The organism is Arthrobacter ramosus, from assembly GCF_039535095.1.
Classification (GTDB): Bacteria; Actinomycetota; Actinomycetes; order Actinomycetales; family Micrococcaceae; genus Arthrobacter; species Arthrobacter ramosus.
This window is the reverse complement of record NZ_BAAAWN010000001.1, coordinates 1,059,614-1,082,133: the sequence shown is the minus strand read 5'-3', so window position 1 is coordinate 1,082,133 and position 22,520 is coordinate 1,059,614. Positions and strand designations below refer to the sequence as shown.

Genomic DNA, 22,520 nt, shown 5'->3' with positions numbered 1-22,520 from the left:
TGAACCTTCCGGGCGGGAACGCTGGGAAGAGACCCCTATGGGCCGCGGGCAGGATGCAGGGGTATCCAGACCTCCTCGTGGGGTTTACGTTGAGGTGTATGGGCGAGAAATTCACGTATGAGGGCGGTCCCCGCGATAAAGAACGCAGCGAGGGCGAGGTATCGGACTTCCCGGAGATTCACCCAGGCGGAGAATACCAATGGTCTGGTTTGGCACACGGCCAACCCCTGGACGATGAATCCGCTAATGAGTCCGACGACGGCGAGCCCGCGACCGTAGTCTGGTACCCGAATACAGACTAGCCCGGCCTGTGCCGACGTCTATATGCGCCGTTTCAGTCCTACGTGGGCAGTCCGATATCCGAGTCGCGCGTAGAAGGCCCGAGCCCGTTCCCGTGCTTCGTCGGTGGTCACCTGTGCCAGTTGCGCCCCACGCGCACGCCCGAAGTTATGTGCCCACTCAAGCATCGCGGTGCCCAAACCATGCGAGCGTTCCGCGGCCGCGACTCGCAGTCCCTCGATCTGTAGTCGGGAAGAACCACCCCGGGAAAGACCTGGAATGACGGTCAATTGCATCGTGGCGACGATGCGCCCGGCATCATTGCGGACAACGCCCAGATAGTTGGAACTGTCGCGAACAACCAAGTTGTAGGCTGCCTCGTATTGTTCGAGCTCGACGCACTCACGATCGGGACCGAACTGATCATCAGACAGCAGCGCGGCGATGGCCTCGACATCATCGCGACCCGCCCGTTCCAGCCTGAAGGTCCGGCCCTCCACCCGCAGCAGTCCTCGAACCGAGGATCGCGCATCTACCTGCAAACGAGCGACCAGCAGATCAAGCCATCCGCCGACGTTGGATCGAGCCTCAACGGTGTCGGGATAACGGCATCTCAAGTGCAGACCGGACTCGTCCAGGATGAACCAAAGCATGACGCCGTCGGTGTCGATTGTCGCGCTCACATATTGGGCGTCGAGTCCGACGGAGTCGATTCGCACCGGCAGCCTGCGCAGGTCCAGCCAGGAGATCGCGAACATACCGGGAGCTGCGGGCATGCCGCCCCATGGAGCCAGTACGTCCGCGAGAGGCCACGAGCCAAGCTGCACAGCCTCTTTTACTGCGGCCGCCGCAGCGCGCGGCTCGGCGACCGCCGACTCAAGTACCGAATTGGTAATGAACCAGCCGACTGAGTCATGCCAGCGGTCGTCGAAGCGGCTGTGCACTGGAAAAACGGCTCGCAGCGGGGTTCCCGCCAACTCGCGGGTCACCGCTGTCATCGCAACAACAGCGAGTGCGAGCGTCGAGACACCGTCGTTGCGGGCCTGCGCAGCAAATGCGGCACCGTCGTCGAGATCGAACACATCGCGAACTTCGACACGCTCGCGCTGCGGATCTGGCGCACCCAAGGGCAGTGGGAATTGCGGCATGACGCCGCCGCTGTCCCGGATGATGTCTTCCCATCGGTGACGCACGTGGTCCGGCGCCGCATTCCGATCCAGCAGCGCTTGCGTGTGTTCAACAAATGCGGGCGCCGCCCCGGGCAACGGTTCACGGCCCGACCTCCCAGCATCGAGCGCCGACAGCAGGTCCCGCGCGATCACCAGCATCGACCACATATCGACGTGGGCGTGGTCGGCCGCAATCACGACGGTGAGTCCAGCAGCAGTCTCCAATACGCACAGCCGGTGTGAGGGCTGTGCGTATGGCGAACATGCGGCATCGAGAATGTCCCGCACCGCGTCATTGACGGCCTGGCCAGGAGAGACCTGGTGCTCCACCCAGGTTCCCGGACCAATATCAATCTCGTGAAGCTCCGGATCACCATCCGCACCGGGCACGAATGCCGTTCGCAGTGTGCCATGACGGGCGATGACAGCCAGCCAGGCATCGGCAATTGACTCACGACGGGTGGGTGAAGGCAACCGAAAAGACAATGCCATCCAGGAGCCGGGGCGGTCGCCTGCCCCCACATGGAGCCGCTGGTCAAAGGACACTGGAAGACGTCGGTCGAGCGCAGACACACTGACGTCGTAGCCCCAAAGTCGTCCAAACGGGAGGCGCAGGTGCGTGACGTTGGTCAGCCGCATGGCAGTATCCTATCGCCCCAGATAGCCTGAATGTTCAACGCGGCCACTCGACGTGACGCGTTCAGTCACGAAACGAGGAGCCTGATGCCCACTTTCGAGGTTCCCGGAGCCGAGCTTGCGGTTGCTTTGAGCGACGAAGGTGGACACCCGGTTGTCCAACTGCATGGCCTTACCTCAAGCCGCGCGCACGATCGGGTGCTCAACCTCGACCTCGGTCGAGGGCTTAGTGGAACTCGACTGCTGCGGTACGACGCACGCGGTCATGGCCGGTCGACGGGGCGGAAGGTTCCGGAGGAATATCAATGGCAAAACCTCGCCGACGACCTCCTGCGGCTGCTCGATCACTGGTTCCCAGGCGAATGTGTCCACGGGGTTGGTCCCTCCATGGGTACCGGCACCCTCTTGCACGCCGCTTCCCGCGACCCCGGCCGCTTTACCGGGCTCACGCTTATGGTGCCACCGACCGCGTGGGAAACCCGGGCTGCACAGGCTGCAAACTACCGAGTTGCCGCGGCGCTCATCGAATCTGTTGGTGTCGAGGCATTCCTCGCCACCACGCGCGGAGCAACACCTCCGCCGGCCACAATTGGTGCGCCGGAGACGGTGCCCGACGTCGCCGACGCCCTCTTGCCGTCGTTGTTTCGAGGAGCGGCACTCAGCGATCTGCCTGCTCCTGAGGCCGTCGCGCGAATCGACGTACCGACGACAATCCTGGCGTGGGTCGATGATCCGGGCCACCCGCTGTCAACCGCGGAATCTCTTGCCGCACTGCTCCCGCAAGCAACGCTGAGGGTCGCCCGCACCCCAGGAGATGTCGAAACGTGGCCCAATATTCTGAGCCAAGATGTCGCCCGTCGGGGCTAAGACAGGATGATCGTTACCCGATCAGGTAGACCATGCCGCGCCCATCGTCGACGAGATTGGTGGCGAAGACCCGAGCCCGTCGAAGATAGCCAACGGCATACTCGACGTCAAGGTCCCGATCGACACTTGGCGAATCCGGCAACCGCAGCCTCACCTCCGCATCAGAGATATCGTCCAAGTCCTGAGCAATCGCCAAAACCTCGGACGGAGTCAAGGCCCTTACCCACGGATCCCAACCTTCGCCATGCATGGTCACCTTGCCTTCAAACATACGAAAAGCGGGTCGCGCCGCCATGGCCGCCCCCAATGGGGCCGTGAGAACCTGCAGATGCCGCCATGCCTTGTCCAGATAGAGCATGTCGCGCTCAGATATCAATTGCTCGAAGGTGGTACCACTGATCCCGACACCAGGGTCAAGGCCCCAAGCATCAGCAAGCGGATCGACCGACACGAAGGTCATCGGGTCGGAAAGCACCTGTTCAGTGAGGTCGCCGTCGAATGCATATGCGTAATACCTGATTCCCATTCACCAAGTATTGCCAAAGCGCAAGCTGCGCAGGACGGCTGAGTTGCGTTATGTGGATAACTCGCGAGATGAACTGTACCGGCATGTCGATGACCAGCCGCACCGATTTGTTCACGCGACCTTGAGAGGCGTGATGGCAGCGATCTGCCCAGCCGCACGATCTTCGGCAACGTCGAGATCGTAATGCGTCTGCAGGTTGAGCCAGAACTGAGCCGACGTTCCAAAATACTTGCCGAGACGTAGTGCCGTGTCGGCTGTGATCGCACGCTTGCCGTGCACTATCTCATTGATTCGGCGCGGCGGCACATGGATCGCCACGGCGAGCTTGTTCTGCGTGATGCCGAAACCCTCAATGAAATCCTCCATGAGAACTTCACCTGGGTGAATCGGCGCAAGATAGTCAATGGTAGTCAACGATCTCCACCTCCTCTGGTCCAGCGTCCGTCCACCTGAAGCAGATCCGCCACTGGTCGTTGATCCTGATGCTGTATTGACCGGCCCGGTCACCTTTCAGTGCTTCGAGCCGGTTCCCCGGCGGAACGCGGAGATCCTCGATCGACTCCGCGGACCCCACCTGGCGAAGCTTGCGGAGGGCGGACCGAAGGATCCGTGAATCCATCGAAGCCACATGCTCACGACGCCACAGTCGTTCGGTGTCTTTGCTCCCGAACGACCTGATCATGACATCAGGATATAACGCACAGCGTTAATAACGCTAGACGTTAATCGGAGCCCCACCACGTTCCGTCATAGGGAAGCGTCTCGGCACAACGTTGGGCTGCGCGCACGATCCGGAGGAGGAAAGCGGTTGGCTGTGGACCGTCCGAGCCCCCGATTCCCCGCCGGCTGAATGCTGGGGCTCGGCCATCGACGAAGGACCGGGCACCTGACCAGGATGTAAACGCCGTGCTCGCCGTGGGCAGCAGGCGTCCGGCCGGCGAAGTCGCTCTGGTCTACCCCGGGCCGGATAGGACGGCGTAAATATCGGCTCCACCGCAGCGAGCGGGTGGTTAGGCTGGGTGGATGGCGACAGTTATTCTCGTGCGGCACGGCCGTACCACAGCCAATGCCACTGGGCTGCTGGCCGGTCGGGCCGCCGGCGTCAGTCTGGACGAGATCGGGCGCGACCAGGCGGCTCTGACCGGAGACCGGCTCGCGGCCGTGCCCTTGGTCGCGGTGGTGTCGAGCCCTCTTGAGCGTTGTCAGCAGACCGCACAGCTCATCCTCGATCGCCAGGCTGGCACGCCGTACGCGCCGGTCGAGCTCGATCTCATCGAGTGCGATTACGGCAAGTGGCAGGGCCGCACGCTCAGTGATCTCGCGTCCGAGGATCTGTGGCCGGTTGTGCAGTCCCAACCGTCCGCCGTCGTCTTTCCCGGCGGTGAATCCATGGCCGCCATGCAGGCTCGGTCGGTGGCAGCGATTCGACGCCACGATGCAGCCTTCGAAGCCGAATACGGGCAAGGAGCGGTGTGGGTGGCGGTGAGCCACGGGGACATCATCAAGTCAATCCTTGCCGACGCGCTCGGCATGCACCTTGACCTGTTCCAGCGTATTACCGTGGGCCCCGGCTCCGTATCGATCGTGCGCTACGGCGCTAGTCGGCCCAGCGTCCACGCGACCAACACCGACGCGGGTGATCTGTCGTGGCTGTCGAACGGCATCCATCCTGGCGATGCGCCGGTGGGCGGCGGTGCAGGACAAAAGGCGCCATGAACCTCATGTGCCTAGAATACTGACATGCCTACACGTGTTCACGAGTTTGCCTGGCCTGACCGGGTCGTCGTCGGCACCATCGGCCTTCCGGGGGCGCGAACGTTCTACCTGCAGGTGCGCGCAGGGACGCAGATCGTGAGCATTGCCATGGAGAAACAGCAGTCGGCTCTGCTCGCGGAGAAGATCGACGAAATTCTGAACCAGCTCATCACCGTCGAAGGCAACCCCTTCAGCGTCCCCACGGGTACTCCCGTTGAACTTGTCGACAATGACCAACTCGATGCCGTTCAGGAGCAGTTTCGCACCGGCGCCATGAGCCTAGGTTGGGACCCAACCACGGCACAGGTCGTACTAGAGGCCTACCCCATCACCGATGTCGATGCTGATGACAACGACGCATCGCTTGATGAGGACGGCGCTAACGAGCCCGAAATGCTGCTGGTGCGAATGCCGGTCGGCACCGCCCGCGCATTCGCCAAGCGCACCCGTGAGATCGTGGGCGCCGGGCGTCCGACGTGCCCGCTCTGCGGTTACCCCATCGACGCCGACGGGCACATCTGCACCCTTCCCGAGGCCTGATGCCAACGCCGGACCTAGTGACCGCCGAGCTGACGCTCACCGGCCGCATCACGACGGCTTCAAACGCTACATTTCTGGGCCGCATCGGCGACGTGGTGGTCGTCTATAAGCCGATAGCAGGCGAAACTCCGCTGTGGGACTTTCCCCACGGCACCCTGGCACACCGGGAGGTGGCCGCCTACCTTGTCTCGCAGGCCTTCGGCTGGGACATCGTGCCACACACCTGGCTGCGCGATGGCCCGATGGGCACAGGAATGGTGCAGCTCTGGCAGGAGCAAGACCCCGCCCAAAACGCCGTGAACCTGGTCGCGACAGACCACGTGCCGAAGACAGGCTGGAAACACGTTCTCGAGGGACAAGATGAGAACGGACGAATGGTCACCCTCGTTCACGAAGACTCGCCAGCGCTCAGACGCATGGCGGTGTTCGACACGGTCGTCAACAACGCCGACCGCAAAGGCGACCACATTCTTGCCATGACGGACGGACACCGGCACGGCGTGGACCATGGGCTCACCTTTCACCGTGACCACAAGCTGCGCACGGTGCTGTGGGGATGGCTGGGAGACCCCCTGACCCCCGAGGAACGCGACGGCATCGATCGCGTCAGCGAAGGACTCCACGGTGAGCTGGGCCGAAACCTGGCGGAATTGCTCAGCGCCGAAGAAATCGCATCGCTCGCCGCGCGCTGCGCCCGGTTACGCTTGGCAGGGCGGTTTCCGGCTCCGAGTGGTGAGATGTCGGCGGTGCCCTGGCCGCTGTTCTAAGGGAAGTGGGCCGGCCTGGAGCATTCGGCGATCCAGATGTAGACGGTCTCCTTGGTCACGCCGAGATGTACAGCGATCGCATCGGCAGAAAGGCACGGCTCACTCACGACTGCACTCCTCGGGACACGCCAGGACCGACTACTTCCTGCCCTGGCCCGCAGAGGTTAGACGTTAAATCTAAATTCCACCACGTCGCCGTCCGCCATAACGTATTCCTTGCCTTCAATACGGACCTTGCCGCGGGACTTGGCCTCGGCCATGGATCCGGCGGCGATGAGGTCATCGAAAGAGACAACTTCGGCCTTGATGAATCCGCGCTGGAAATCCGTGTGGATCACTCCTGCGGCCTGGGGCGCGGTGTCGCCTCGGTGGATGGTCCAGGCACGGGCTTCCTTGGGACCGGCCGTGAGGTAGGTCTGCAGTCCGAGCGTGTGGAAGCCTACGCGTGCCAGCTGGTCGAGGCCGGATTCGTCCTGGCCATTCATCTCGAGCATCTCGCGGGCTTCTTCCTCGTCGAGTTCTACGAGATCCGATTCCAGCTTGGCGTCAAGGAAAATGCAGTCCGCCGGCGCCACCATGGCGCGCAGTTCCTCCTGCTTTTCCGGGTTGCCCAGGATTCCTTCGTCCGAGTTGAAGACGTAGATGAAGGGCTTGGCCGTGAGGAGGCTGAGCTCTTTGAGGTGCTCCATCTCGAGCTTGTCGCTCTTGACCGAGGAGAAGATCGTGTCGCCACGTTCCAGCACGGCCTGGGCAGCCAGGATAGCTGCGAGTTCCGCGGCTTCCCGCTTCTTGATCTTGACTTCTTTTTCGATCCGGGGAATGGCCTTTTCGATCGTCTGGAGATCAGCCAGGATCAGTTCGGTGTTGATCGTCTCAATGTCCGAGCGCGGATCAACTTTGCCGTCGACGTGGACAACATCGGGGTCATCGAAGACGCGGATGACCTGGGCGATGGCTTCTGCTTCGCGGATGTTCGCGAGGAACTTGTTGCCCAGGCCTTCGCCTTCTGAGGCGCCCTTGACGATTCCTGCAATGTCGACGAACGAGACGACGGCGGGCAGGAGGCGCTGCGATCCGAAGACCTCCGCCAACTTCTGCAGGCGCGGGTCCGGGAGGTTGACGACGCCGACGTTTGGCTCGATGGTGGCGAACGGGTAGTTCGCGGCCAGCACCTGGTTGCGGGTCAGTGCGTTGAAAAGAGTTGATTTGCCGACGTTGGGCAGTCCGACGATGCCGATAGTAAGAGCCACGAGCATTGATTCTACCCGTTGAGTGCCCTTCTCCGCTTTGCGGGGAGAACCCCGGACCCCACGCCCTGGTGCCGTGACCCGGCTTCGCTATATTGTCCGACCCCTATGCCAAGGTTGGAGACATGGATGGTTTTGCAGTAATACTCGCTTTGTTCATGCTTCTTCTCGGAGCGGCCGCCGGGGTGGTGGCTGGCTTCCTCCTGTTTCGGCGCCGAAATGCCGCGCTTGAAGAAGATTTCGACGGCGTCTCGGCCCGGCTTGCCGCGGTGAACGCCCAGTTTGCCGCCGCCGACGCCGAACGGCGGCTTCTGTTGTCACAGAACCGTGAACTGAACGAGTCCAGGAACCAGGATGGCAGTGTGTTGCGCGCCCTTGCCCCGGTTGCCGAGAAGCTGACGGCCGTCCAGCAACAGGTCTCGCTTCTGGAGCGGGATCGTTTGGAGCAGTACGGCCAGCTCGCCCAGCAGCTCCAGGAAGCCCGGCTGTCCGATGAACAACTGCTGCGCTCCACCCACGCCCTGGCCTCCGCCCTTCGGTCCAACAGCGCCAGGGGCCAGTGGGGTGAAGTCCAGCTGCGCCGGGTAGTGGAAGCCGCTGGCATGCTGCGTCACGTCGATTTTCACGAGCAGGTGCATTCCGCTTCCGTCGACAACGCCATCCGGCCGGATCTTGTGGTCCAGTTGCCGGGTGGAAAGCAGTTGGTGGTGGACGCAAAGGTTCCGTTGGCGTCCTACCTCGCTGCCCAGGAACAGGGGAACACCAGGCACCTGGATGGGAACGGCGCCCTGTCGGTAGGCAATGGCGTGGATGCTTTGCTTCTCGCACATGCGAAGGCCCTCAAGTCCCACGTGGATGCCCTGGGATCCAAGAAGTACTGGGACATCCCCGGCAACTCGCCCGAGCTGGTGATCTGCTTCCTGCCCGCGGAATCCATCCTGGCTGCCGCACTCGAAGCGGACCCGGCACTTTTGGATCACGCCTTGTCCCGGAACGTAGTGCTGGCGTCCCCCGGTACGTTGTTGGCAGTACTTAAGTCCGTCGCCTTCACCTGGCGCCAGGACGTCCTGACGGACAGCGCCCGGGAGCTCTTCGAGCTCGCCCGGCAGCTGTACGAACGCATGGGGACCCTCGGTGACAACGTAGGCAAGCTGGGTTCGTCGTTGAAGACCTCGGTGGATCGCTACAACGCACTCGTCGGAACGCTCGAAGCGCGCGTCCTGCCGACGGCGCGGAAACTCAACTCCATGGACACCGACGGCCTGGTGTCACCGTCCGCAGTGGAAGCAGTGCCGCGGACCCTTGCCGCACCAGAACTGATCGAAGGAGAATCCGCGGCCTAGGACCCAACTACGAGGTTGGCCGGTTCCCGCGTCCGCCCAAGGCGCGCGTGACGTCTCCGGCCTCTTTGAGGGTGGCGCGCAGTTCCTTCGGCAGCGAGAACAGCAGGTCTTCCTCCGCCGTCACCACCTCTTCAACCGCACCATATCCGTAGTCGGCCAGCAAACGAAGAACATCCTGGACCAGGACCTCGGGAACGGAAGCGCCGGAGGTGACGCCCACGGTGGCGACGCCTTCGAACCAGCTCTCGTCGACCTCGTTCGCGAAATCGACCCGATAGGAGGCCTTGGCGCCATACTCAAGCGCCACTTCCACGAGGCGCACGGAGTTGGAAGAATTCGCCGATCCCACCACGATCACAAGGTCGGCCTGCGGTGCAATCTTCTTGATGGCCACTTGGCGGTTGGTGGTTGCATAGCAAATGTCGTCGCTGGGCGGATCCTGCAACGTGGGGAACCGCTCCTTGAGCATCCGGACGGTCTCCATGGTCTCGTCGACGCTCAGGGTGGTCTGCGAAAGCCAGATGGTCTTCTCCGGATTGCGCACCTTGACCTTGTCCACTTCGTGTGGACCATTGATGATCTGGATGTGGTCCGGGGCTTCGCCCGCCGTTCCTTCCACTTCCTCGTGACCGTCGTGGCCGATGAGGAGAATGTCGTAGTCTTCCTTGGCGAAGCGGACGGCTTCGCGGTGCACTTTCGTGACGAGGGGGCAGGTGGCATCGATGGTGCGCAGGCCGCGGTCCTCGGCCGACTGCACTACAGCCGGGGACACTCCATGGGCTGAGAAGATCACCAGGGCGCCTTCGGGTACCTCGTCCGTCTCTTCGACGAAGATTGCACCCTTCTCCTCCAGCGAGGTGACCACGTGGACGTTATGCACGATCTGCTTACGCACGTATACCGGCGGCCCATAGTGTTCCAGTGCCTTCTCCACAGCGATGACAGCGCGGTCGACGCCTGCGCAATATCCGCGGGGGGCCGCGAGCAAGACTCGTTTGGGGCCGGAGACCGGAGCGGTGGCCAGCACCTCTTCCGGCGTCCGACGCCTACGCGGGACAGAGGGCATCGGAATGGAAACTGCTGAGCTGGTCATTCCTCCATGCTACCGGCAGCGTTCGCCCGCGTGCTCGGCCTGCCCTTGCGTGGGAAGATCACACCGATCAGGCCGAGAAGCGCAAGCACTCCCGCGGCAATCCAGGCGATGGTGATCCAGCCGGCGAAATTGTCGACCGACGCCGCCACCAACTCCCGCGCGAAAAGGCCGCCTGTGGCGGTTCCGCCCAAGCCCGCATCGCCTGCGCCCTTCAGCACCGTCGTTGCCGCTTGCCACAGCGCCGCGACTACGGCCAAACCCAGTCCGGCGAACAAGAGAAGCACGCCTCTGCGCTTCGCGGCCAGCAGGCCCAGGGCAAACAGCAGGACGGCGCCGAGGCCCGGAACCCACCACATCGGCGCATACGCGGCGATGGCGTCTACTTGCTGGCGCTGGGCAGGGCCCCCGATGTTGATCAGAGTGGAGTCCGGCGTCGGAATGGGGAGGCCGGCTGCGGCGTGGAGCCGGTCTGCGGCGAGCTTGACCAAAGGCCCGACGTCGAGCACCAAGGCCGTCCCGGAGCTCGAGTTTCCGGGGCCGGTATTGCCTGCGAAATTCAGTTGGTGGCTCCGGCGTACGGTTTCATTCCACGCTTGCGGGTATTCGGGCCACGTGGACATTGCGGTGGCGGCATCCTTGAGGAAAGTGGCGCCAAGTTGTTCCACCGGCGCCGGCAGATTGATTTTGGATTCAAGGCTTGCGACGGCGGTGGCCGCCAGGCGCGCCTGGAACGCCTGGTCCTTTCCGATCGAAGAAGTGAGCGCGACAAACCCGTCTTCCCGGACGATGTTGGCGTCCGTCCATGCCATAGGGACGGCAATTCCTGTGAGCAAAAGGGCAAAGATCACTGCGATTGCAGAGACAAACGTGCGCAATGGATTCCTCAAGTTTGGAGTGCAGCGGTTCCAGGCGGGGCGACTACGAGTAAATGTCGGTCATGCATGCTACAAGGTATGGATAGAGTTGGAAGCCTGCCACCGGCTTTTCGGTAGCAAGATTTCAGAAGCACTCATAGCAGCAGTGCTTCCGGCACCCCTTAGCAAAGTACCAGCGAGGACGGAACCATGCACGAGCCACCAGTAGGAGGCTATCCGCGTGTCCCATGATGCCGTGCCCGGCGGCGCACCGCGGGCGTTGCCGATTTCAGGAATCCCGAACCCGGGAGCCCAGGAAGAAGAGTCCTCCGGAGAAGAATCCACGAAGGCAGAGTCAACCCTGCCCGCGACGGCGTCGGAGACAAGTCCCGACAATCCTTGGCCGCTGCAGCTGCTGTCCCGCAAGCTCAAGACCCACATAGAACGGGCCCCGGCCGCGTGGATCGAGGGCCAGGTCATCGAACTCAACCGTCGCGGCGGCAGCGCTTTCGTGACGCTGCGGGACACCGACGCCGAAATCTCCTTGCCCGCGTCGCTGTGGTCCAACGTCCTGGACCGTCAGAAGATGCCGCTGGAGCGTGGCTCGCGCGTCGTGGCCTTGGTGAAACCCGAATTCTGGCTCAAGACCGGTCGGCTCAATATGTCGATCAAGGACATCCGTCCCGTCGGCCTCGGCGATCTCCTCGCGAGAATCGAGCGCTTGCGCCAGGCCCTTGGCGCTGAAGGGCTGTTTTCAGACTCGAGGAAGAAGCGGCTGCCCCTGCTCCCCCACCGGATCGGGCTCATCACCGGCCGCGATTCCGACGCCAAGAAAGACGTCCTGCGCAACGCAGCCCTTCGCTGGCCCGCCGTCGAATTCGCCGTCCGGGAGGTCGCAGTCCAGGGTGTCACCGCAGTCAGTCAGATCTTGGCTGCACTCAAGGAACTCGACGCCGATCCGCACGTGGATGTGATCGTGATCGCGCGCGGTGGCGGAGCCTTGGAAGATCTGCTTCCGTTCAGCAACGAAGATCTGGTCCGGGCAGTATCCGCAGCGGCAACTCCGGTGGTCAGCGCGATTGGCCATGAAGCCGACCATCCCATTCTGGACGATGTCGCCGACCTTCGCGCGTCCACGCCCACCGACGCCGCAAAGAGGATCGTCCCTGACGTCGTCGAGGAACTTGCGAGGGTACGTCAGGCACGGGAGCAGCTACGCCGCGGAGTGGGACGCCTGGTAGACCGCGAAACGGATCGACTCCACGCGTTGAGATCCCGCCCTGTGCTGGCGTCCCCCGAGGGAATGGTCACGGCACGGGAAGAGGACGTCGAACGGCTCCGGAAACATGCCCACACCGCGGTGAGTTCCTCAGTCGTCCGCGCACTTGACCAAGTGCGCCACCTCCGCGCCCAGGTAAGGGCGTTGTCCCCCCAAAAAACACTGGACCGCGGGTACGCCGTCGTCCAGGTTGCGGGAGCGGACGGGGTCGGCCACGACGTCGTCCGGAGCCCTGACCAAGCGCCTGACGGCACGGAGCTGACCCTCCGGTTGGCGGAGGGCCGCCTTGCCGCCGTATCTTCCGGAGCCGCCGCAGCGGCCGGACAACCTAGCAAGCACCAGCAAAACGAGGACTAAGAAATGACAGCAGAAAACACATCCCCTGCGGCCAAGGTTTCCGCTGAGGACCTTGATGCTCTCAGCTATGAGGAAGCCCGCGAGCAGCTGATGGCAGTGGTTGGCCGCCTTGAAGCCGGCGGGGCAAGCCTTGAGGAATCACTCGCCCTCTGGGAACGCGGCGAGGCTCTGGCGAAGCGCTGCGAAGAGTGGTTGGAGGGTGCCCGCAGGAGGTTGGCCGCGGCCCGGAACAACAGCGAGGACGACGCGAAGGCCCCTTAGGATTGGACGGCCATCGCCCGTTCCGCCGGCACGTCAAAGTCTGCTTTCGGCCATCGCAGGTCCAGCTTCCCTAGGGCCTCGAGTAGAAGCTCCTGGACAGCGATCCTCGCAAACCATTTCTTGTTCGCCGGAACCACATACCAGGGCGCCACCTCGGTTGAGGTCTTCTCGAAGACCAGCTGATAGGCGTCCATATAGGAATCCCAAAACGCGCGTTCCTTGAGATCGCTCGTGTTGTACTTCCAGTGCTTGGACGGGTCATCCAATCGTGCCAGCAAGCGCGCTTTTTGTTCATCGCGGCTGATGTTGAGCATGACCTTGACGATCGCCGTACCTTGTTCGGCGAGGCGTGCCTCGAACTCGTTGATGGCCGCATAGCGCCGTTCGAGTTCAGCTTCATTGGCCCAACCGTGCACTCGGTGTATCAGCACGTCCTCGTAGTGGGATCGGTCAAAAACCCCGACGAATCCGGCGTCGGGCAGGGCCCTCTCGATCCGCCAGAGGAAATCGTGGGCTTTCTCCTCATCAGTCGGCGCCTTGAACGGAGCAACCTTGACACCTTGGGGATCCATCGATCCGACGACGTGCTCAACAATCCCGCCTTTGCCCGCGGTGTCCATGGCTTGCAGGATCAACAGGACTCGTTTGGAGCTGCCAAATTTTCCCTCGGCAAAGAGCATCTCCTGCAGGACGTCCAAACGACCGTCCTGCGCCGCCAGCAAGGCGACGCCGTCAGACTTCTTTCCCTTGTAGCCGGGCGTCGATTCAGGGTCTACTGCGTCCAGCGAGAATCCCGGTCCGGCCTTCAAGATCGTGGATACCTGCTTGGTGAACTCCTTGGTCCCGGTCATTTCGACGTCCCCTCTGGTCCGGCCGCATTTCGTCGCGGCTTGCACAACAGGCTAGTTGCCTTGGTACCGCCCGAGGAAGTCCGCCATGCGGCCAACCGCTTCTTCAATATCCTTGACGTTCGGCAGGGTCACCATGCGGAAGTGGTCAGGACGCACCCAGTTGAAGGCCCGTCCGTGCGAGACGAGGATCTTTTGTTCCTTGAGAAGGTCGAGGACGAATTTCTCGTCGTCGCGGATGTGATAGACCTCGGGATCCAACTTCGGGAACAGATAGAGGGCACCCCGGGCCTGTTGAGTGCTGACGCCGGGGATGGCGTTGAGCAGATCGAAGGCCTTGTTCCGCTGCTCAAGGAGCCTGCCGCCGGGCAGGATAAGGTCGTTGATGCTTTGGTGTCCGCCGAGGGCGGTCTGGATGGCATGCTGTGCCGGCACGTTGGCGCACAGACGCATGTTGGCCAGCAGGTTGATGCCTTCGAGGTAGTCTGCGGCGTCTTTCTTGGGTCCGGAGATGGCCATCCAACCCGCGCGGTAGCCACACACCCGGTAGGCCTTGGACAGTCCGCTGAACGTCAGGCAGAGCACGTCGTCGCCGGTGAGCCCGGCAAGGTTCACGTGGACAGCGTCTTCGTAGAGGATCTTCTCGTAGATCTCATCGGCGAACACCACAAGGCCATGCTTTTCGGCGAGGGCCACGATCTTCTTGAGGGTCTCCTCCGGGTACACGGCACCCGTGGGGTTGTTGGGATTGATGACCACGATGCCCTTGGTTTGAGGCGTGATCTTCGATTCCATGTCCTCAAGGTCCGGCTGCCAACCCGATTCTTCGTCGCACAGATAGTGGACCGGACGGCCGCCGGCCAATGCCACCGAGGCGGTCCAGAGCGGGTAGTCGGGAGTGGGGATGAGAATCTCGTCTCCCACTTCCAGCAAAGCCATGAGCGACATGGTGATGAGCTCGCTGACCCCGTTGCCAAGGTAGATGTCGTCAACGTGGATGTTTTGGATGCCACGGGTTTGGTAGTACTGCGAGACGGCGGTGCGGGCCGAGAAAATTCCGCGCGAATCGCTGTATCCCTGGGCATGTGGCAGATGGCGGATCATGTCCACCAAGATCGCGTCCGGCGCTTCAAATCCGAACGGTGCCGGGTTTCCGATATTCAGTTTGAGGATGCGGTGACCCTCTGCCTCCATCTGCTGGGCGGCCTGAAGAATCGGTCCACGGATGTCGTAAAGGACATTATGAAGCTTGGTGGACTGCTTGAATTCTGCCATTCATCAAATATGCCATACCGGGGATGTACTTCCGTTGAGACATCACTCACATTCACGACGACGACGGCGGCGAGGCCCCCAAAGGGTTCCTCGCCGCCGTCGTCCTTTGCAGGGGCCTCCGCCGCCGAGGGTTCCCTGGACGAGCGGAGCGAGGCGAGGGAGGCGGTGGGGACTTACTTCACGATCCCTTTGTCCTTGAGCCAAGCGGTCGCAGCGTCCTTGGGATTCTGCTTTTGGTTGCCGCTGACTGCGCGGTTGAGGTTGATGAGGTCGTCCGTGGTGAGGATCTTGGATACGTTGTTGAGGGCTGTCTTCGCCTTGTCCGTCATCTTGGCCATGTTGTACAGCGGGAGGACCTGCTGGGCCTTGAAGTTGTTCTTGGGATCATCCAGGACCACCAGGGCGTTGTCCTGGATGGACGGCGTGGTGGTGTAGATGTCGGCAACCTGGACGTCGTTGGACAGCAGGGCCTGCAGCGTGAGGTTCCCGCCGCCGTCGCTGAACGGCTTCAGGCCCTTGAGCACGCAGTTGTAGTTGGACTTGAGGCCCGGGAGCCCGTAGGCGCGTGTCTCAAAGGTTGCCGGTGCCGCAATCGTGAAGTCCCCGCAGACCTTGGCGAGGTCGTCGATGGACTTGAGCTGGTACTTCTCCGCCGTGGCCTTCGTCACAACCATGGCGTCCTTGTCTTCGGCCTTGGCGGGGTCGAGCACTCCCAGGCCCTGTGGAAGCTTCCCGGGCAGCGCCTTGTAGACGTCATCGGCCGAGACCTGAGCGGCGGCGGTGTCCAGGTAGGACAGCAGATTGCCGGAATAGTCGGGGGCCAGGTCGATCGAACCGTCTTGTACGGCCTTGAAGTAGATCTCGCGGGATCCGATATTGGGCTTCGTCGTAGCGGTGACGCCGGCGGCGTTCAGTGCTCCGGCGTAGATTTCGGCGATGACCTGGCTCTCGGGGAAATCTGCCGAGCCCACAGTGAGCGAGCCGCCAGCCCCGGAGGGAGCGCTGGTGGACGGGCTGGACAGCGGGCTTCCACCACATGCGCTCAGTGCAAGCGCAATGCCGACTCCGGCCGCCAGGCCGCCGAGTCCGCGGCGGGTCAGGGTGACGGGTTGCTTCATGCGGTACCTCCTTGAACGGCAGCCCCCGCTGGTGCGGCGGCTGCGAGATCTCCGGCGGCCTTGTGGCCGCCGTTGGAATCGATGGAAAGTCCGGGCGGGAGGAGGATCCTCTGCGCCATGGCCAGAATGAGGTCGACGGCGATTGCCAACGCCGCGATGAGCAGTGACCCGCCAAGCATGCGGGGGAAGTCCTGAAGGACCAACCCGTCAAAAAGATAACGCCCCAGGCCGCCCAGCGGAAGATACGCCACTACGGAAACCGTTGCGATGACCTGGAGGACAGCCGTGCGGATGCCGCCGAACATGACCTGAAGCCCGTTGGGCAGCTCTACACGGAACAAGATCTGCAGTTCTGTCATGCCCATGGCCCGGGCTCCGTCAACCACCGTTGGATCCACGCTGGAAATCCCGGCGTAGGTCCCGGCCAGGAGAGGCGGCACTGTCAAGATGACCAGGGCCCAGACAGGTGGCATGAGTCCGCTTCCAGCCAACAGGGCGAAGAGGACAAGCAGGCCGAGGGTGGGGAGGGCCCGCAAGGCGCCGGCGAACGCCACGGCAACGACGCGTCCATGTCCGGTGTGGCCGATGAAGAGGCCCACCGGCACGGCGATGGCCGCGGCAATCACCAGGACCAGCCCGGAGTACTGCAGGTGTTCCAGGAGCCTCGTGGCGATTCCGCCGCTTCCTGACCAGTGAGCCGGATCCGTGAGCCACGCGAGGGTGTCAACGAAGATATTGCTCATCGACCTGCCTCCGCATGGATCCGGGTATCTGCGATGAACCGCCCTGCTTTGGCATCTTGCTTGGCGGTGACCGCACCGGCCCGCGTCCAGGGCGTGAGCAGCTTCTCCAACAGGACCAGGAACGTGTCCATGATGAGGGCCAGCAGGAGAATCGCGATGATGCCGACCATCACCTCAGTGACGAACGAGCGCTGCAGCCCGTCGGTGAACAGCATTCCCAGGTTTCCGACCCCCAGGAGCGCGGCGACGCTCACGAGGGAGATATTGCTGACGGACACCACGCGGAGGCCCGCAAAAAGCACGGGCAAGGAAAGGGGAAGGTCGATTTGCAGGAACCGTGCGGTCGGTTTGAATCCCATGGACACTGCCGCCATGCGGAGGTCGTCGTCCACGGAATCGAAGGCGTCCATGGCAGCCCGCACCAGCAAGGCGACGGCATACATGGTGAGGGCAACCACGACATTGAGCGGATCCAGGATCCGGGTTCCCAGGATCGGCGGCAGGATGATGAAAAGCGCCAAGGAAGGAATGGTGTACAGGAGGGAACTTCCCGTGGTGACAACGGTCCTGAGGGCACGGTTCCGGCGGGCCAATTGCCCCAAGGGCACCGCAATGAGCAGACCCAAAACCATGGGAATCAAAGCCAGGACAAGGTGCTCGCCCGCCCGCTCGAAGACCATGCCGCTGTTCGCCAGGAACCATTCCATCAGGGGGCGTCCTCCCTGTTATGCCGCGTCTGTTCGATGAGCGCCAGCACTTCATCGGCTTTGAGGACGCCCGCGAGCCTGCCGTCGTCATCCACCACGACGCCAAGGCCCGAAGGTGAAGACAACGCGGCATCCAGCGCTCGGCGGAGCGTGTCCCCGCGCCGGAACAAGGAACCTCCGGGAACCAGCCCCGCACCGTCGCGCGGCGAGGCCCATCCCATCGGCCGGGAGTCGCCGTCGAGCACCAAGGCCCATTCGCTGCTGCCCTCGGCACCTTGCGGGGCCTCCACGGTCTTGACCGGATGCACGGGAACAGCATCAGCCCCGTTGAAGGCAAGGTGCCGGAATCCCCTGTCGCGGCCCACGAACGAGGCTACAAAGTCATTGGCAGGTGCCCGGAGGATCTCTTCGGGTGCCGCGTATTGCGCCAGTTTGCCCCCGACGGCGAAAACGGCCACTTTGTCGCCGAGAACGGTGGCCTCATCGATGTCATGGGTGACGAAGACAATGGTCTTGGCCAGTTCGCGCTGGAGCCGGAGGAGTTCCTGCTGGAGTTCGTCGCGGACCACGGGGTCCACCGCGCTGAAGGGCTCATCCATGAGCAGCACGGGCGGGTCTGCTGCGAGCGCGCGGGCTACCCCGACGCGCTGCTGCTGGCCGCCGGACAATTGGGACGGGTACCGCTTGCCGAGCACGGAAGCCAGCCCGACGACGTCGAGCAGCTCTTCCGCGCGTTTGCGGGCCGCTGCCCTGGAAACGCCGTTGAGCCGCGGAACGGTGGCAATATTGTCCAGCACCGAACGGTGCGGCATGAGTCCCGAAGACTGCATGACGTAACCCATGGAGCGCCGCAATTGGGCGGCCGGTTCGTTCGAAACATCCTTGCCGGCAACAGTGATGGTGCCCGATGTCGGCTCTACCATGCGGTTGATCATCCGCAGGGAAGTGGTCTTTCCGCAGCCCGAGGGTCCGACGAATACGGTGATGGCACCTTTGTCGATGGACATGCTCAATCCATCAACCGCGGGCTGCCCGCCCTGATACTGCTTGGTGACGCTCTGGAACTCAATCATGGCTTCAGCCATTCCGGGGCTTACCTAACTTTTCGGGCCGCAAATATCAACGATGGAAATCAATCAACAGCGAACTGATGTTCTACAGCCTAACCAGCACCACCGACGATGTCAGCGCAGGCGCGAAGACCGTAATGAATCGGCAATCCTCAGGGCGTCGGCAGCTTTCCGTTGAGGGGTCGCTCACGGTGCAGGCGAAGGCCGATATCGACCAGGGACACCCGGTTCAGTCCGGGAACCTTGCCCAACGGCACCCAGGCGGCGTGGGTAGTGCTGCCGTCTATCTCGTGGGTCAATTCGCCGCCCGTGATGCTTGCCTCGTAGACCAGCCGGATTGCCTGGAAATCACGGTCAGATCCGTCCAGCCGCCCCTCACCCGGCCAGTGGCCGACGTCGATGCCGAGCATCGCTCCGATATCGGCGTCGTACCCGGTTTCCTCCTGGATCTCGCGGCGGCAACCGTCCACCGGATGCTCCCCCAGGTCCAATCCTCCCCCGGGGAGAGTCCAGCCCTCTTTGCCGTCTTGCTTCCAATAGGCCAGAAGGATTGCTCCGTCGCGGATGACCACTCCGTACGCGGCCGGGCGGGTGTCGAACTGCATGCTCATGGAGCCAGCCTAGGCCTAAGCTGGAGGGAACACTGTTCAGCACTTGGAGTTGTATTGTGACCAACTTGGAAACGGCCCCGTCCCAGGAAGTCTGCCCGGCCGGACACCCCGGACAGGGACCTTTTGTACAGCTTTGGCCGGCCCGCGAAGTTCCCCTGGGCGGCGTCCGGGCCATGAATGTTTCCCGCACCCTCCCGCAGCGCGGTATGCCGACGGTAGGAGCCTGGTGCTTCCTGGACAGCTTCGGCCCGGACCGCGTCGCGATGAGCGTCCTCCCCCACCCGCACATGGGACTGCAGACGGTCACGTGGCCCCTCCAGGGCGAGGTGCGGCACCGCGACAGCGTCGGCAGCGACGTCTTGGTCCGTCCCGGGCAGTTGAACATCATGACGGCTGGCCGCGGCATTTCGCATTCCGAGTTCGGCGTCCTGCCGGCAGGACTTCACCCGGACGCGCCCGACGGCGGCACCCTCCTGCCGCTGTCCCGGGGCCTGCAGTTGTGGGTTGCTTTGCCCGACGGCGTAAGGCACCGGGCGCCGTCGTTCCAGCAGATCGTCGACCTGCCGGTGGTCGCCACGGACAGTTTCACGGCGACGGTACTCGTGGGCGAATTCGCCGGACAGCGCTCCCCCGCCATTATGTACAGCCCGATTGTCGGCGTCGAAATCTCAGCCTCGGGCGCCGTCGAGCTGCCGCTGAACCCCGAATTCGAGCATGCCGTGCTCGTCTTGGACGGCTCCGCGGTGATCGACGGCCAAGAAGTCGACACTGGGCCCTTGGCATTCCTCGGCATGGGCCGGGAATCGCTCCGCCTCGAGGCAGCTTCTGGAACCCGCTTCATGCTTCTGGGCGGTGAACCCTTCGAAGAGGACATCCTGATGTGGTGGAACTTCGTGGGGCGTACGCACGAGGAAGTGGAGCAGGCCCGCGAAGACTGGGAAGCCCAGGCGCTGCTGAGTGACGAGGACGCCCGCGCTTCGCGGTTCGGCTGGATCCATGGCCACGGGCCCGACGCCGGAGCTGAAGCCGGGCGCATCCCCGCACCGCCCATGCCGGGGGTCCAGCTCAAGCCCAGGTCCCGGAACAGGGCTACTGACTAAGGCCCTCGACACCCAAAAAGTTTGGCGACACAGAGCAGGACTTGGGACGCCGGTATCCGCGTGTCGCCAGTCTTTCTCCGTGTCTGCCAGCCATTTGTGCGTCGCCAACGAGTCAGCGCAATGTCCGGCTACGGAAGCTCTGCAACAATCTGCAGCACACCGAAGACCGGTTCCTGGTCCAGGACCCGCACATCGGTGATCCCGTGCGCGGCCAGTCCCGCCCGGAAAGCGGCCTGCAACGGCTCGACGTTCATGCCGAGCCCGCCGCCAAGAATCACCGGTCCGGGGAGGCCAAGTTGACGGACTGCCTGCGCCGCCAGCTCCGCGAGATCCCGTCCCGCCTGGTCCAGCAGCTGGCGGCTGATCTCGAGCCCTTCGCGCGCAGTCTCGACCACGGCGCTTGCCCGCTGGGCCCAGTACCGCCGGTCGGTGTCCTCCGAATGGAACAGCGCGATGAGTTTGTTGGGGTTGTCCACCCCGCAGGATTCCAAGAGGGCCGCTGTGAGGCCATCCGGTTCCAGTCCTTTGTTCATCCGGCGGAGGCTGTGACGCACTGCCTCCCGGCCCAGCCAGTAACCGCTGCCCTCATCGCCCAGGAGAAAGCCCCAGCCACCGGCACGGGCTTCTTCCCCCTCGGCGTTCTTTCCCCAGGCCGCGGATCCAGTCCCGGCGATGACAGCCACTCCCGTGCTGGCCCGGCCTGCCGCCAGTAGCAGGCGGGAATCGTGGACCACCGTGACCTGTGCGCCCGGGACATGGGGTTCGATCAGCTCGGCCAGGGCGCGGGCATCGGCGTCGGTGTCAATTCCGCCTGCGCCGGCAAGGACGCGGCTCACGTCGCCGCCACCGATCATGGCGAAGAGCTCGGCAAGATTCTTCGCCGCCGTCTCCCGGCTGACGTTCTGGACGTTGGAGCTCCCCGTGCTTTCGTCGCGGACCGGCTTGCCGTCTTCGAAGCGGACACCGCGGGTCTTCGTGCCCCCGATGTCGAGCCCGATGACCGTTGCGTCGGGCCGGGGGGTCGTGTTTTCTGCAGTCTCCACGTCCAAAAGCCTAGCGCGGGCGCACCGGGTGGTTCTATTGGGTTCCGGAACGCGCTCTGACAAGGCCCGCGAGCAGCCCCGGTCCTTCGGAAAGCACCAGTTCGCGGAAAAGCCTGACGGGATCGGGTTCCTTGCGCCGTTCACGCCACGTAATCCCTATCTCCCGGTATGCGAGCTCCGAGTCGAGCGATACTTCCACCCACCCCAGGTCCGTGGAATCCAGGACCCCTTGAGGTCCCGGACCTAGCCCTCCCGGCGGCAGGATGCTGTAGCCCAATCCAGCGGACACGAGACCACGGATGGTGTGCGAGTCCTGGCTCTCGAAAGCAACCCTTGGGCGAAAGCCCGCGTCCCGGAAGATCGCGTCGGTCAGCGAGCGCAGGCCGAAGCCTGGCCCCATGGAAACGAACGGCTCGTGTTTGAGCTCGGCGAGCCGCACGCTGGGCCGCCGGGCCACCGGATGGCGGTGATGGACCACCAGCCGCAACGGCTCGCGGTACAGCGCCGCCGAGTCGAGGTTCCTGCCCGGAGCCGCCACGGGTGCCGTCAAGGCGAAGTCGGCGTCACCGGCAATGAGCAATTCAAGGCAGGCGGCACGGGCTCCTTGGCTGAGTTCGAAAGCCGTGGAGGGGTGCCGGCTCCGGAACGCGCTCATCAGCAGCGGCAACGTGGCCTCGCCGAAAGTGTGCTGGAAGGTCACCGCGATTCGGCCGCGGACAACATCGGATTCGTGGCGGACCACGTCCAGTCCCGCCTGGAATTCCGCGAGCGCCGCTTCGATGTAGGGAAGAAGGGTCCTGGCGGCCGGGGTCAGGCGGACGCCGCGGCCTTCACGGATAAGGAGTTCGGTCCCTACGACGGCGCTAGCCCGGGCCAGCGCCCGGCTCACCGTCGATTGGGGTACTCCGAGCAGCTCGGCCGTCTCGGTGACATGTTCTGTCCGGCCAAGTTCGGCCAGCAGTGGCAGCAACGGCAGTAGTTGAACCAGTTGCTTGTGTTCGATGTCCATGCCTGTCCACCCTCAGATTGACC

Annotated in this window: 25 protein-coding genes; 8 read left to right on the top strand and 17 right to left on the bottom strand. The window is 63.3% G+C overall.

Going from position 1 to position 22,520, the window contains the following annotated elements; all coding sequences use genetic code 11:
- Window positions 1–320: 320 nt before the first annotated feature.
- Window positions 321–2,087, bottom strand: coding sequence for a GNAT family N-acetyltransferase (locus tag ABD742_RS05190; RefSeq protein ID WP_234748380.1), 1,767 nt, complete (start codon window positions 2,085–2,087; stop codon window positions 321–323).
- An 84-nt stretch (window positions 2,088–2,171) separates the two neighbouring features.
- On the opposite strand from ABD742_RS05190, the gene ABD742_RS05185 reads away from it, so the two are divergent.
- Entirely contained in the window at window positions 2,172–2,951 is a 780-nt protein-coding gene (locus ABD742_RS05185; RefSeq protein WP_234748382.1) for an alpha/beta fold hydrolase, read from the top strand.
- A gap of 13 nt (window positions 2,952–2,964) precedes the next feature.
- Here ABD742_RS05185 and ABD742_RS05180 read toward each other — a convergent pair whose 3' ends face one another.
- The 3 genes from ABD742_RS05180 to ABD742_RS05170 all read right to left on the bottom strand — a co-directional run bounded on the left by ABD742_RS05180 (window position 2,965) and on the right by ABD742_RS05170 (window position 4,159).
- A complete protein-coding gene (locus ABD742_RS05180; RefSeq protein WP_234748384.1) occupies window positions 2,965–3,477 on the bottom strand; it encodes a DUF1877 family protein in 513 nt (170 codons plus the stop codon).
- A gap of 111 nt (window positions 3,478–3,588) precedes the next feature.
- Window positions 3,589–3,891, bottom strand: a complete 303-nt coding sequence (locus ABD742_RS05175) for a HigA family addiction module antitoxin (protein ID WP_234748386.1) — start codon at window positions 3,889–3,891, stop codon at window positions 3,589–3,591.
- Window positions 3,878–4,159 carry a type II toxin-antitoxin system RelE/ParE family toxin gene (locus ABD742_RS05170; RefSeq protein WP_234748389.1) on the bottom strand — a complete coding sequence of 94 codons (282 nt, stop codon included), beginning with the start codon at window positions 4,157–4,159 and terminating at the stop codon, window positions 3,878–3,880. The genes ABD742_RS05175 and ABD742_RS05170 overlap by 14 nt, the downstream gene beginning before the upstream one ends.
- Before the next feature lie 341 nt (window positions 4,160–4,500).
- On the opposite strand from ABD742_RS05170, the gene ABD742_RS05165 reads away from it, so the two are divergent.
- Genes ABD742_RS05165 through ABD742_RS05155 form a run of 3 tightly spaced genes read left to right on the top strand, consistent with a single transcriptional unit; the run spans window position 4,501 to window position 6,539 of the window.
- On the top strand, window positions 4,501–5,193 hold the full coding sequence (locus tag ABD742_RS05165; protein WP_234748391.1) for a histidine phosphatase family protein: 693 nt from the start codon (window positions 4,501–4,503) through the stop codon (window positions 5,191–5,193).
- Between the two features lie 24 nt (window positions 5,194–5,217).
- The gene (locus tag ABD742_RS05160; RefSeq protein ID WP_234748393.1) at window positions 5,218–5,772 is read left to right on the top strand and encodes a DUF3090 domain-containing protein; all 555 of its coding nucleotides are present in this window, start codon (window positions 5,218–5,220) and stop codon (window positions 5,770–5,772) included.
- Complete coding sequence (locus ABD742_RS05155; RefSeq protein ID WP_234748395.1) at window positions 5,772–6,539, top strand: SCO1664 family protein; 768 nt, start codon at window positions 5,772–5,774, stop codon at window positions 6,537–6,539. The genes ABD742_RS05160 and ABD742_RS05155 overlap by 1 nt, the downstream gene beginning before the upstream one ends.
- On the opposite strand, the gene ABD742_RS24445 is transcribed toward ABD742_RS05155, so the two are convergent.
- Together ABD742_RS24445 and ychF are read right to left on the bottom strand one after the other, a co-directional pair.
- Window positions 6,536–6,646, bottom strand: a complete 111-nt coding sequence (locus tag ABD742_RS24445; RefSeq protein ID WP_486303531.1) for a MerR family transcriptional regulator — start codon at window positions 6,644–6,646, stop codon at window positions 6,536–6,538. The two genes, ABD742_RS05155 and ABD742_RS24445, sit on opposite strands and share 4 nt — an antisense overlap.
- 57 nt (window positions 6,647–6,703) lie before the next feature.
- On the bottom strand, window positions 6,704–7,789 hold the full coding sequence (gene ychF / locus ABD742_RS05150; RefSeq protein WP_234748400.1) for a redox-regulated ATPase YchF: 1,086 nt from the start codon (window positions 7,787–7,789) through the stop codon (window positions 6,704–6,706).
- A gap of 122 nt (window positions 7,790–7,911) precedes the next feature.
- Here ychF and ABD742_RS05145 point away from each other — a divergent pair, with 122 nt between their 5' ends.
- Window positions 7,912–9,129: a DNA recombination protein RmuC gene (locus tag ABD742_RS05145; protein ID WP_234748403.1), complete on the top strand. Its 1,218-nt coding sequence runs from the start codon at window positions 7,912–7,914 to the stop codon at window positions 9,127–9,129.
- A 7-nt stretch (window positions 9,130–9,136) separates the two neighbouring features.
- Here ABD742_RS05145 and ABD742_RS05140 read toward each other — a convergent pair whose 3' ends face one another.
- The gene (locus ABD742_RS05140; RefSeq protein WP_234748406.1) at window positions 9,137–10,222 is read right to left on the bottom strand and encodes a 4-hydroxy-3-methylbut-2-enyl diphosphate reductase; all 1,086 of its coding nucleotides are present in this window, start codon (window positions 10,220–10,222) and stop codon (window positions 9,137–9,139) included.
- A complete protein-coding gene (locus tag ABD742_RS05135) occupies window positions 10,219–11,031 on the bottom strand; it encodes a hypothetical protein (RefSeq protein ID WP_234748409.1) in 813 nt (270 codons plus the stop codon). The genes ABD742_RS05140 and ABD742_RS05135 overlap by 4 nt, the downstream gene beginning before the upstream one ends.
- Before the next feature lie 340 nt (window positions 11,032–11,371).
- On the opposite strand from ABD742_RS05135, the gene xseA reads away from it, so the two are divergent.
- Both xseA and ABD742_RS05125 read left to right on the top strand, forming a co-directional pair.
- The gene (xseA, locus tag ABD742_RS05130; protein ID WP_234748646.1) at window positions 11,372–12,712 is read left to right on the top strand and encodes an exodeoxyribonuclease VII large subunit; all 1,341 of its coding nucleotides are present in this window, start codon (window positions 11,372–11,374) and stop codon (window positions 12,710–12,712) included.
- 3 nt (window positions 12,713–12,715) lie between these two features.
- The gene (locus tag ABD742_RS05125) at window positions 12,716–12,973 is read left to right on the top strand and encodes an exodeoxyribonuclease VII small subunit (protein WP_234748412.1); all 258 of its coding nucleotides are present in this window, start codon (window positions 12,716–12,718) and stop codon (window positions 12,971–12,973) included.
- Here ABD742_RS05125 and ABD742_RS05120 read toward each other — a convergent pair.
- From ABD742_RS05120 to ABD742_RS05090, 7 genes are all read right to left on the bottom strand, one after another.
- Complete coding sequence (locus ABD742_RS05120; protein ID WP_234748415.1) at window positions 12,970–13,824, bottom strand: polyphosphate kinase 2 family protein; 855 nt, start codon at window positions 13,822–13,824, stop codon at window positions 12,970–12,972. The genes ABD742_RS05125 and ABD742_RS05120 overlap by 4 nt on opposite strands.
- Before the next feature lie 51 nt (window positions 13,825–13,875).
- On the bottom strand, window positions 13,876–15,096 hold the full coding sequence (locus ABD742_RS05115; protein ID WP_234748417.1) for a pyridoxal phosphate-dependent aminotransferase: 1,221 nt from the start codon (window positions 15,094–15,096) through the stop codon (window positions 13,876–13,878).
- Window positions 15,097–15,269: 173 nt separating this feature from the next.
- Window positions 15,270–16,214, bottom strand: a complete 945-nt coding sequence (locus tag ABD742_RS05110; RefSeq protein WP_234748420.1) for an ABC transporter substrate-binding protein — start codon at window positions 16,212–16,214, stop codon at window positions 15,270–15,272.
- Complete coding sequence (locus ABD742_RS05105) at window positions 16,211–16,957, bottom strand: ABC transporter permease (protein WP_234748423.1); 747 nt, start codon at window positions 16,955–16,957, stop codon at window positions 16,211–16,213. The genes ABD742_RS05110 and ABD742_RS05105 overlap by 4 nt, the downstream gene beginning before the upstream one ends.
- Window positions 16,954–17,664, bottom strand: coding sequence for an ABC transporter permease (locus tag ABD742_RS05100; RefSeq protein ID WP_234748426.1), 711 nt, complete (start codon window positions 17,662–17,664; stop codon window positions 16,954–16,956). Before ABD742_RS05100 ends, ABD742_RS05105 begins: the two co-directional genes overlap by 4 nt.
- Window positions 17,664–18,749 carry an ABC transporter ATP-binding protein gene (locus ABD742_RS05095; RefSeq protein ID WP_308193789.1) on the bottom strand — a complete coding sequence of 362 codons (1,086 nt, stop codon included), beginning with the start codon at window positions 18,747–18,749 and terminating at the stop codon, window positions 17,664–17,666. The genes ABD742_RS05100 and ABD742_RS05095 overlap by 1 nt, the downstream gene beginning before the upstream one ends.
- A 137-nt stretch (window positions 18,750–18,886) precedes the next feature.
- Window positions 18,887–19,345 carry an NUDIX hydrolase gene (locus ABD742_RS05090; protein ID WP_234748429.1) on the bottom strand — a complete coding sequence of 153 codons (459 nt, stop codon included), beginning with the start codon at window positions 19,343–19,345 and terminating at the stop codon, window positions 18,887–18,889.
- A gap of 56 nt (window positions 19,346–19,401) precedes the next feature.
- On the opposite strand from ABD742_RS05090, the gene ABD742_RS05085 reads away from it, so the two are divergent.
- Entirely contained in the window at window positions 19,402–20,445 is a 1,044-nt protein-coding gene (locus ABD742_RS05085) for a pirin family protein (protein ID WP_234748432.1), read from the top strand.
- Between the two features lie 128 nt (window positions 20,446–20,573).
- Here the strand turns inward: ABD742_RS05085 and ABD742_RS05080 are convergent, their stop codons facing one another.
- Both ABD742_RS05080 and ABD742_RS05075 read right to left on the bottom strand, forming a co-directional pair.
- A complete protein-coding gene (locus ABD742_RS05080; RefSeq protein WP_234748435.1) occupies window positions 20,574–21,488 on the bottom strand; it encodes an N-acetylglucosamine kinase in 915 nt (304 codons plus the stop codon).
- Window positions 21,489–21,522: 34 nt separating this feature from the next.
- Complete coding sequence (locus ABD742_RS05075; protein ID WP_234748438.1) at window positions 21,523–22,497, bottom strand: LysR substrate-binding domain-containing protein; 975 nt, start codon at window positions 22,495–22,497, stop codon at window positions 21,523–21,525.
- Between the last annotated feature and the right edge of the window lie 23 nt (window positions 22,498–22,520).

Coding starts and splice junctions, on each gene's coding strand:
- ABD742_RS05090 (WP_234748429.1), bottom strand. CDS start 19,345: ATGAGCATGCAGTTCGACACCCGCCCGGCCGCGTACGGAGTGGTCATC.
- ABD742_RS05170 (WP_234748389.1), bottom strand. CDS start 4,159: ATGATCAGGTCGTTCGGGAGCAAAGACACCGAACGACTGTGGCGTCGT.
- ABD742_RS05160 (WP_234748393.1), top strand. CDS start 5,218: ATGCCTACACGTGTTCACGAGTTTGCCTGGCCTGACCGGGTCGTCGTC.
- ABD742_RS05095 (WP_308193789.1), bottom strand. CDS start 18,749: ATGGCTGAAGCCATGATTGAGTTCCAGAGCGTCACCAAGCAGTATCAG.
- ABD742_RS05155 (WP_234748395.1), top strand. CDS start 5,772: ATGCCAACGCCGGACCTAGTGACCGCCGAGCTGACGCTCACCGGCCGC.
- ABD742_RS05115 (WP_234748417.1), bottom strand. CDS start 15,096: ATGGCAGAATTCAAGCAGTCCACCAAGCTTCATAATGTCCTTTACGAC.
- ABD742_RS05180 (WP_234748384.1), bottom strand. CDS start 3,477: ATGGGAATCAGGTATTACGCATATGCATTCGACGGCGACCTCACTGAA.
- ABD742_RS05165 (WP_234748391.1), top strand. CDS start 4,501: ATGGCGACAGTTATTCTCGTGCGGCACGGCCGTACCACAGCCAATGCC.
- ABD742_RS05135 (WP_234748409.1), bottom strand. CDS start 11,031: ATGGCATGGACGGACGCCAACATCGTCCGGGAAGACGGGTTTGTCGCG.
- ABD742_RS05145 (WP_234748403.1), top strand. CDS start 7,912: ATGGATGGTTTTGCAGTAATACTCGCTTTGTTCATGCTTCTTCTCGGA.
- ABD742_RS05110 (WP_234748420.1), bottom strand. CDS start 16,214: ATGAAGCAACCCGTCACCCTGACCCGCCGCGGACTCGGCGGCCTGGCG.
- ABD742_RS05105 (WP_234748423.1), bottom strand. CDS start 16,957: ATGAGCAATATCTTCGTTGACACCCTCGCGTGGCTCACGGATCCGGCT.
- ABD742_RS05075 (WP_234748438.1), bottom strand. CDS start 22,497: ATGGACATCGAACACAAGCAACTGGTTCAACTACTGCCGTTGCTGCCA.
- ABD742_RS05100 (WP_234748426.1), bottom strand. CDS start 17,664: ATGGAATGGTTCCTGGCGAACAGCGGCATGGTCTTCGAGCGGGCGGGC.
- ABD742_RS05120 (WP_234748415.1), bottom strand. CDS start 13,824: ATGACCGGGACCAAGGAGTTCACCAAGCAGGTATCCACGATCTTGAAG.
- ABD742_RS05125 (WP_234748412.1), top strand. CDS start 12,716: ATGACAGCAGAAAACACATCCCCTGCGGCCAAGGTTTCCGCTGAGGAC.
- ABD742_RS05190 (WP_234748380.1), bottom strand. CDS start 2,087: ATGCGGCTGACCAACGTCACGCACCTGCGCCTCCCGTTTGGACGACTT.
- ABD742_RS05185 (WP_234748382.1), top strand. CDS start 2,172: ATGCCCACTTTCGAGGTTCCCGGAGCCGAGCTTGCGGTTGCTTTGAGC.
- ABD742_RS05140 (WP_234748406.1), bottom strand. CDS start 10,222: ATGACCAGCTCAGCAGTTTCCATTCCGATGCCCTCTGTCCCGCGTAGG.